5 protein-coding genes are annotated in these 9,860 nt (G+C 35.3%); 2 read left to right on the top strand and 3 right to left on the bottom strand.

Annotated elements, in window-relative coordinates; translation table 11 throughout:
- Positions 1-267, top strand: a 267-nt coding sequence (locus CLV33_RS17190; protein WP_105474914.1) for an integrase core domain-containing protein, incomplete at its 5' end; no start/stop codon positions are given.
- A 170-nt stretch (positions 268-437) separates the two neighbouring features.
- Positions 438-641, top strand: a complete 204-nt coding sequence (locus tag CLV33_RS17185) for a hypothetical protein (protein ID WP_211297578.1) — start codon at positions 438-440, stop codon at positions 639-641.
- A 54-nt stretch (positions 642-695) separates the two neighbouring features.
- Here CLV33_RS17185 and CLV33_RS17180 read toward each other — a convergent pair whose 3' ends face one another.
- The 3 genes from CLV33_RS17180 to CLV33_RS17165 form a co-directional block, all read right to left on the bottom strand.
- Complete coding sequence (locus tag CLV33_RS17180; RefSeq protein ID WP_146109773.1) at positions 696-1,340, bottom strand: hypothetical protein; 645 nt, start codon at positions 1,338-1,340, stop codon at positions 696-698.
- 5 nt (positions 1,341-1,345) lie between these two features.
- A complete protein-coding gene (locus CLV33_RS17750; RefSeq protein WP_244906456.1) occupies positions 1,346-5,953 on the bottom strand; it encodes a DUF6443 domain-containing protein in 4,608 nt (1,535 codons plus the stop codon).
- A 237-nt stretch (positions 5,954-6,190) separates the two neighbouring features.
- A complete protein-coding gene (locus CLV33_RS17165) occupies positions 6,191-8,416 on the bottom strand; it encodes an RHS repeat domain-containing protein (protein WP_146109772.1) in 2,226 nt (741 codons plus the stop codon).
- Positions 8,417-9,860 lie beyond the last annotated feature (1,444 nt).

The following is a 9,860-nucleotide window of genomic DNA, read 5'->3' as shown; positions in this document are numbered from 1 at the left end:
ATGATTGAGGCATTTAACAAAGTGTTGAAATACCAATTTTTACACCCAAAGTCTATTAACTCTGGAAAACAACTTAAAATAGTGCTTGGTGTGTGTATACAGATTTATAACCATGAAAGACCACAATGGAACTTGGGTGGAAATACTCCAAATGAAACATTTCTGGGGGTTCCAATAAATAAGAGAGCTTATACTACTGGTCTTAAAACTCAACAATCGCATAGAATTACTCAAAATAAAGTATCTATCTGTAAAACATGCTTGTAAATAGTTAATTATTACAGAAACGGAAAGCAACTTAAAATTTTCCTTTTGAGAAAAATAATTTTACAAATAGATTTTAACACACTTAAATATAAGTGATTCATTTTCAAATGATTCCCTTATATGGGACAAGTTATTTTAAAATGACCTTGGGAATAGCAGTGGTCTTTTATTTGATTACTCTTACCGCCACTAGAAAAATTCTAGCGGTAGCCATACTAGGCTATATCGGGGAGAACGATAATGCAGATTTATTTAAAGACCCTAAAATGTTGCAGCGATTTCAAGATATTTCTAATCTTGAAGATAAAGACAAAGAGTGTCTTTTAACAACGGTTGACCATTTTATAAAGGCTTCCAAGATTAGTGCTATGTAATAAAAAAACCACCTCGTTAAAGGTGGTTTCTGCCTTTGTTTTGTGAACATAATATTAATAATCTCCTTCTTGTCTTTTAATTCCTTTGCAAACTTCTTTATAAAGAGCTTCTAAAATCCATTTACTGTCTTTGGATAAGTGCTTATAAATAGCACAAAATTTCTTTTTATTATTAAAGACAACAGTCTCTACGTACACATGATATCCCTCTGCATATTCTCCATCTATAAATTGTGCCATATCCAAATAAAGAAAAAACATTATCCCTTTATCTTCTACTGCGTTATCTAATATTGCTGAAGTTATCGAATTGTAAAGGTCTTGTTTATTTATATCTGGATAGGTTAAACTATAATAGAAATCAAACTCTTCTTCAGAAGTAGGTGTAACACTTTCTACATCTTTAATTGTTATTAATTCACTATCAGCCTTCTTTTTTGAAAAATTATCGATATTGGTCTTATACTCATTAATTGTCCGTACAATTTTATTGGGCTTGATTGTATCAATAGCCTTTACGTTTAGCATATCTTTATTTTCGATTGTATCAATAATTTTTTCTTGCCGAATTTCTATCTTACTCGAAGCTACTGTCTCTTTCTCTAAATTCTTCTTTTCGGTTTTATTATTACATCCAGTAATAAGAAATAAATTAAAAAAGAGCAAAATTATCGTATTCATCGTTCTATTATTTTTCATTAAAATTATGTTTTAATCGGTGGTTTAGGTATTATTACTGGCAATGGTTTAGGGTCAGGAGTTGGCGTAGGGCCTGGAACTACTGGTACTATTGGGGTTGGTGTTGGCCCTGGCACTGGTATTGGCACAATAGGACTAGGAGTTAAAGTAGATACCGCACTAACAGGGTCTCTTTGCTTTTGAGATTTGTTATTTTTAACGGTAATAGATGTTAATGAACCAAATTCAATAATTGCGTTATCAATTGCAACCATTGCTTCTGGATAAACACGAATACAACCTTTAGTTTTTCTAGTTAAAAACGGTCTGTCTTCTCTACCTGCATGAATAGCCATTCCTCCCCTCTTTTTTCCATCGGTTTGTCTAAATGAAGTAGCTCTGTATATACCACCTGCACCATAACTGGAATTCGGCGAATCCAATAAACGCTCAAAAGCCCATTTACCTTTAGTTTCTAAAGTAGTGTGTGTCCATCTTGTTTTTTTATCCAACATATTATATGTGCCATCTTCCCATTTTCCTTGCGAATCTCTAATAGTAAGATTATGAGCATCAAATGTTCCTATCAAAACATCATCAGAAGGATCATCTGGGGTATCATTATCATCATATATATACAGTTTATTTTTCTGACCATCAAAAACAAGATAAGGGTCGAGCATACCTTTGGGAGCTCTACCATCAAAATCTCTATAATAAATTGGATTGTTATATCCGTAATTAAATGGGGATTCACTTTCCATAATTTCTGCCAATGGGTCAATACTCATCCAACGCCCTAAATATGGGTCATAGTTTCTAGCACCAAAGTCATACCAGTCTAAACCAAGTTCTTCATTGTATTCCATCCCATTATATTTAAAAGGATGTTCATCGCCTTGAACCACGTTATTATACCCTTTATGTTCAAGTCCAAATGGATAGTAGTTGTTTTCTTCTACAATTTCAGTTCTTAAGGTATTGCCTTCCAATATTTGAACATCATCAAACCAAACTTTACCAGCATATCTATTATCAATACGCACATTGAGTTTATCAATATGTGGAGGTACCAGAACTGATTTTTTTAGCTGTACCCACTGCCCTAGTGTTCTTGTGCTTGTGGTTATTATTTCTGTATAATATCCAGTTTCTGCATTAGTTTTCATAAAAAGATAGATGCCAGCAAAATTATCGGTTACATCTTCTAAATACACCCAAGCGGATACCGTGTAGTAGGTTGGTTCGCTTATATTTATATTTTCCCAATGGTTACTGTGCACTGCTGTAGCGCTGCTAGTAGTTTCATTTGCATCCAAACGTCCAGAATAATTTCCTGTACGCTTAAACGTACTATCAAAAGCACTAATAGCCGTTCCCCATGAATTTCCACTACCGTCCCAACCAGAAGCACTTTCATAACCATCACTCCATACTTCTTGTACTTGTTGAAAATTAGTGTTCTCTTTATAACTTAATCTCACATTGCCTAAATGGTCTTTATATTGGTATATATATTCATAACCACTACCGCTTGCATCCACATAACCTTCAGGGTGGTTAAAAAATTTCAAGGTTTCATTTCCCGAAGCTCCTTCGTAAATATAGTTACCCGCATATAATGTATTGGTTCCTAAACTCACTTCTTTTTTAAGTTTTACACCTGTAGCATCGTAAATGTAAGAAATAGTTCCCGAATTTCCGTTACCGTTAATCGAAATGTCTTTTGGTAAGTTTAAATGGTTGTATACAATGTTGGTAATGCCCTTGTTTTTGTCCTCTATCATATTGCCATCAGCATCATAACTATAATCGTCATCCCCGTTATCGTAAATAGCATCTGATGCATTGCCATCTTTGAAACCAGTAGTTACACCTGATGCATCGGTTACGCTATGCAATTGGTTACCGTTATAATAATAGCTAAGATTGTCCATTGTTCCATAGTCTGTATTTGAACCATAATCAGGATTTTCAACAATATGCCCACCCCTGCTGAGACTTATAATATTACCGTTCCTGTCATAGTTAAGATACGTATTAAACCTATAGTTTTTACTCCATTCATAAAAGTAAGCATTTTTTAATCGATTTAAATCATCATAGTAATAATTATATCGTCTACTGTTCTCATCGTTTGATGTAGTCCATTCCACTTGCGATATGTTACCATTATACAAGCGGGTACCTAAATCATTATATCCAAGCCTAAATGTAAATAAGTCATCTCCTAGCTCTCCCCAATTAGGGTTGTTTAGTTCTTTTAACCAACCTCTTATATTATAAGTATAATCTACTTCTTGTAACGGATTGCTCTCTATGTCTCCAATATCTTTTTTAATAAGTTGACCAAGCTCATCATAATGGTTTTTTGCAATAAGTTCTTCGCCTTGATTGTTTATGTTTTGTTTTTGGCTTATTAATCGCCCAGTATGGTCGTATTCAAAAATATCTATGGTTGTTATTTTATTGTGTCCGATTATTTGATGAACAGTTTTAGCTTCCTCTACTTTTCCTGTAAAGTCCAGTTTGTTTTTAACTATGTCCGTTGTATTTAAATAATCGTTAAAACTGTAAACAAATATTGGTCTTGACTTTGCGTCATAATAGGTAACGCTGGTAATCCAATCGTTGGTAGTAAGCACTTTTACTTTACTTCCCGTTGCCAATCCTTTTACATTGGTTATTGGTGTAATACCATAAGATGTTTCTGAGTTTCCTCCAGCTTTATCAAAGGTATAATCGTCGTAATAGTTGACCGTGAGAATCTCCATATTGGCATTTGGAAAACTCTGGTTACTATAATAGTGATAACTGCCTTCGGCGTTTTGTTTGCTTTCGTATAAATTATTAGATGTGTTCGTTGTATAAAAAGTATGTAAGTTCCCCTGCATTTGGTTTTGGTCTTGTAAACTGGCATGTGTGTATATACCGGTGTAAACTACACGCCCAAAAACGTCGTACTTAGTGAACAGCCATTTATTGTCTGCCCTTAAATTGGCATCTTGCGTTAATACAGGTCTATCCAGTTTATCATACACAATATATTCCCATGCTTTTCCTGGTATTTTCTTTTCTATGAGCCTATTTCTGCTATCGTATTTGTATTGGTAACATAGCCTATCTAATACTTCTTGAACATTTGCTTGCGTTTCAGCTTCGGTTATGCCCTCTAATGTATTGGATAAACTCAAGGTCTTGGTATTGTCAATATCTGTAATATCAGGAAAGTTTGCCCCTGAGATGTCATTAGTTTCCTCATCAGTATTATAATTGTAGCTATAGCTGTAACTGCTACAGTATAGCTTTCCATTGGAGATATAATAGCGTACAGATCTTGTCCAATCCATATCGTTATTATAATCGTATTGATATACCCCACCTAAATTAATATAAGAGCCTAAAGAAGGATCAAGATTGGGAATATCTATAATTTCTCCGTTGATAAATGTACTATTGCCTAGGTTATGCAAATCTATATCCCCAACAAATTGATACGTGTTTGTTCCTGTTTTTTCTATACCAATAGAAATACTTCCTGTAGGGCTTCCGCCTGTTACCAAACTATTTGCAGGAATGTTTATCATGCCTACTTCATAGAATACCGTCTTTTGCGAGGCCAATGGTGGTAATACATAGGTTAGGTTGCCAAAATCATCATAAACATAATGGGTGTCGTGTGCCTGTTGATTGTCATATGTTCTCTTTAAAACAACCCGCCCTTGCTTGTCTTTAAACTCCTCGGTAGTTCGATCTTTCTTTTCATAAGTTCGCCAGTTTTCGTCCTTTGTAATGGTTTTGTATAATTCACCCTCATTGTAATGGGAATTGGTTAACACTAATTTAGGACTCTCTGTGTCTCCACCGACAAACTCTGTATCAAAATAGATAACTTCATTTGAAGTATTGGCTGCATAACCAAACTTAATGGTGTGGTCTGTATCTGCATTTTTATCTAATGCCCAATCTGTTCCTGGAGCTCCTTGTTCCAATACTCTGTTTAGAGGAGATGACTCTAGGTTTTTTTCTGAATATGGGTTTACGGTCGTTTGCGTTAATCCAGTAAAGTCATCTGCAAACCTTGTGGCATTGTAATAGTAATCTTTTGTGGCTGTTTCAGCAGTGCTTTGATACATGCCCCCTGTGCTGTTTATGGCGTATGGTAAATATTCCTTGTCCTGCCTGCCATATGCATCATATGCAATATGCGTGACAATGTCCTCACCATTCCCTCCAGCACGTATGCCCACATTTTGCATGGAGCGTCCCAAACCGTCAAAATAGGTGACGGACTCTATTTTTTCGTCCCCATTCAGGCCATGCAACTCAGTATCGGTTTTCACTGGCGATTGTGGCACAATGGTATAAACATAGTTTTCATCGCTTAAAGAGGTTGGATTGCCACCACCAAGTGTGGCCAAATTTACCTGAAAGGTAGTTATTACCGAGGTATACAGTTGGCCGTTATTACCTGCTGTGTGCTCAAAAAATATGGCATTGGAACTTAGTGATACCTTTACGGAAGTGTTGTACTCGGTCGAGCCGTTCTTTAAGTTTAAAAACCCCAAGGTCATTGACGGTAATACCGGCGCGTCATTAGCCAAAGAAACCACATGGTAACTGCCGGGTTTCAATTTATTGGGGGAAAAACCGGAGCTGAAAGTTACAGTCAGTTGGTCATTGGCAATGTTAACGGACATGCTGCCGCCCCCGCCCCCTGTCGGGCCGTCGATGAAACTGGTATAGTACCAACTTTGATAATAATCCGCGTACTGGGTAAACGAACTTTTCCTGTCCGGGCTCTCCGATGCAAACGAACAATAGGATGAAAACCACAGGCATATGGCAAATATTAATATATGTCTCATTTGTTATTGTTTATAATTGTATTGATTTTCACTTAATATATTGCCTTCGGCGTCTTTTACCTGTTTTAGGCGGTTGAAACCGTCATATTCATAATAGGTCGTATAGCCCTTGGCATCGGTAATACTGGTAACGCCTATTAAGGGATCATAGGTATAGGTGGTGACCATGGAATTAATTGGCGTTGAGTTTCTGATGTTTTCGTTTAAAGTCTTCAATGTTGCTCTGTTAGAATCATCAATTAGGGTATAACTATCTAGTTGATCTAAATAATTATAGAGTGTCGTATTATTTTCTATATCTGAATATTCGATATTCTCTAATTTTGCCACAGGATATATTTTATTATAACCCCATACATAACTAACTGGAGGAGCATTCGTTTGGGATACTTGTGTAATGTTACCTTCAGTATCACGTAAAATGTTAGTTTTAATATCCGAATCTATACCATGAGGTAAGTTTTCTATAAAATCTAAATCCACAAGAGTTCCGTTAAGTATATAATTGCTCCTTTTTTCGTTCAATAGATTTCCATCTTTAAATGTTTTTTGTACCAGAGGCATATTAATCATATTTCGGTCTCGTAAAATGTTACTTCCTAAATAACTATTGCTATAATCTGTAGGGTATAGGGTTTCGTGTTCGGTGGCTATACCGTTACTATCTATAAGGGTAGTAGTTTTTACAGTACGCTGATTTGGACTGTAATCGTATTTCGTTGTCGTTGTCAATTCTTGCCCATTATCAAAATAATTGGTTTCGATGACTTCATCAATATCATACCAAGAGGATTGTAAGGTGTAAAAGTTAACCGATATTTGTCCTATTTGACCATTAGTACCAGAATAATAAGCTAATTCTGCTCCAGTCCTAGAACCTTTAATTGATCTAACTTTTGAAGGATTATAAGAGTTATGGGTAATGTCATCGTAAAAATGATATTTAGTTTCAATCTTTTTTTGTAGTGAATTGTCTCTTTTATAGAACAATTGCTTTTTTATAAGTCCTCGCTTCCAGTCTTTTTCATCGGACAAACTAAAAGGAAAAGCCCAGTCTTCGGTATCTATCAATATGTCGCCTTTAAAAGTTCTTTCTTGGGGCAATTCGCTTATAGTATTACTATTATAACTTTCTTCTATCCAATTTATATCTCTATGTTGATACGGTGAATAGTAATAATTTTCAATGTAACCATTGCCTAACTCCGAGACAGTAACTTTATTATACCCTACAATACCCCCTTTGGTGTTGGATGTTGATAGAATAGGATTGGAAGTCCTTGCCATGCCTAATCCAAACATAGGTTGCGGATTACACACCATATTAGGAGGATATGTCGGACATGAAGTAAAACCATATATAAATTCAGACATTCTTGCATAACTTAGCCAACCGGATAAATAACCGTCTTCATAAGTATAATTTTTTTGAATAGTTTGATTTGAAACAGGGTCATACAGTTCTATTTGCTTGGTTCTTAGACCGCCTGCATTATTATATTCGAACCCACTAGTGCTTAATGGAATTGCCCATTTTACTTGAAGATAGTATTCATCTTGATTACTTGCCCATTGTGAATCATTAACTTTCATTTGCAATTTGTACTTTCCAGAAAATGTGTAATCAACAACAATATCTAATATATTTATGTCTGGTTCGTTCCTGTATTGATAAGAATCAAAAACCAATTGATTTATACTGTTGTCCGGATTAAGGGAATATAATTTGAGCTCAATCTGGCATGGCCATGAGCCACAGAAACTGGTTTCTGTGGACATATTTAGTATAATTTTACCAGGTTCTTGGCCGTCTACGGTAAAAGTCTTTTCAATGATGCTCTGATTTTGATTGGCAAAGAAATCACTACTGCCCATTGTGTGGGTCTCATATTGGACATTGGAAACACTTGCGTAATCCAAAAAAGAACAATTGTTGCACTCATTGAGCTCATAAACAAATGACTTACTACCTCCAGTTGGAAAAGTAATTTTGGATAATGTACCTTGTATTGCAGCACTAAAATATGGCTTCCTATCAGCTCCGGGCAATACATAACCGTTATAAATTATTGATGGCACTAAAGTGCTGTTTCCCGCTCCATTATAGTACCCCCAATGGTCTTGATTAAATGAGCGCCTAGAAGGCAATCCTTGATTTGTAAGATTGTATTCAAAAGTATATGGGGCTAAGGCAGTATTGTCATTACCGAATTCTTGGATTTTGGTCAAGATTGGGCGTAATCTCTCTCTTTGGTAGTCATGGATAGTAATAGGATTATAGTAGCTTAGATTATTCAGAGCCGATCCATCCTGGTACTTATGTGTTAATACAAATCGTTTTGAAAAAGAAATTTGGGTACTGGTAACAGCTATTTCGGATAATAAATAGTCATTTTCCAAATCTGCCCGCAGAGCACCTTTTACAAAATCTACCCTTTGTCCATCTGACGATTCAATGGCAAGAAGACGGTGAGTATTAATTCTATTTTTCACAGTACAATCGTTATCATTTCTGAAACTGACTATATTTTCATATTTGGTTTGTGGGCCATTTTGATCATATTCCAAATATTTAGTCTCATAAATAAAGTCTACAAAAGCGTCCGAAGTTTGAGATTCAATCCTAGTTAAAAACCAAGTGGTTGGACTTAAAAGTGAGTTGCTGTTTGAAGTTCCAGTGGAATTACAGGCGGTTAATGAATTATTTACTTCTGTCTTATCATAATAATAAACTAATCCATCTGGGGTAGTTATCTTAGGAGGGTTGATTCCATTGTGTTCTATTTTGACGTCTTGAACCGGAAATTGTACAGGAGTACTTCCATTTAAAAAATCTATAGCATATTTACCATTATGGCTGCCAGATGTAAAATAATAATAATCATGTTCTGTATCCATAGAACCACTGGCAGAGCCCACATGGTCAGTAAATCTTGAAGAATTCAAATTATAGGACGGTTCCTCATAAAAAAAGATGCTGGCATTGTCTGCTCTTCCATTAATTCTTCTAATTACTGTACCATTGGCAACTAAAGACCAATTTAACCCGACAGAAGATGCAATTTCTTCGACCCTTACCCCTCCGGTATGGTGTTGAAGGCTTATCGGTACCTGAATATCCTTTACGACGAGGTTATATATGGGTATAGACACTTCTGCTTGCCCTGTATAAAGGCTTATGGGAAAGTCAATATATTTACCTAGGCTGGAAACTGTTGGTGAATGAGGTGAAACTGTAGGTATATCTTGAGATAATAAGATGTTTAAACAGGAAATGATCAACACTGATAGAGTTATTTTTTTCTTCATTAAAAAACGTGTATTCATAAGTCCATTATTTATGGTTGTAATGTGCTTATAAAATTAGGGATGATGTTTGAGTTTAAGGAAAGCTAATCTTTCAGAATCAGTAAGCAAAAAGCTTTTTTATAGTAAGGTTTTTGCTTAAAAATGACTCAATGATTTGACCCTAAAAAGCTTTATGCGAATTTGCTATATTAAGTTAAAAGCGTAATAAGTCATAATTAGGTACATCCATCTCTTCATCTGATAAAAATCATTTTTATTTGATTTATAGATTTTTAAAACTGATGACGGTGCAAAACATTACATCCATATCTTAATGGACCATTTTTCGAAAAAAGTTCTGGGGTATAGTATTGAAAAGGGCAGC

Origin of the sequence: Jejuia pallidilutea, assembly GCF_002973595.1 — a bacterium.
GTDB classification, from domain to species: domain Bacteria; phylum Bacteroidota; class Bacteroidia; order Flavobacteriales; family Flavobacteriaceae; genus Jejuia; species Jejuia pallidilutea.
Note: the sequence above shows the minus strand (reverse complement) of the source record. Positions and strands in the feature narration are given on the sequence as shown.

Bases quoted from the DNA above. Each gene is read 5' to 3' on its own strand.
- CLV33_RS17180 (WP_146109773.1), bottom strand. From the start codon at position 1,340: ATGAAAAATAATAGAACGATGAATACGATAATTTTGCTCTTTTTTAAT.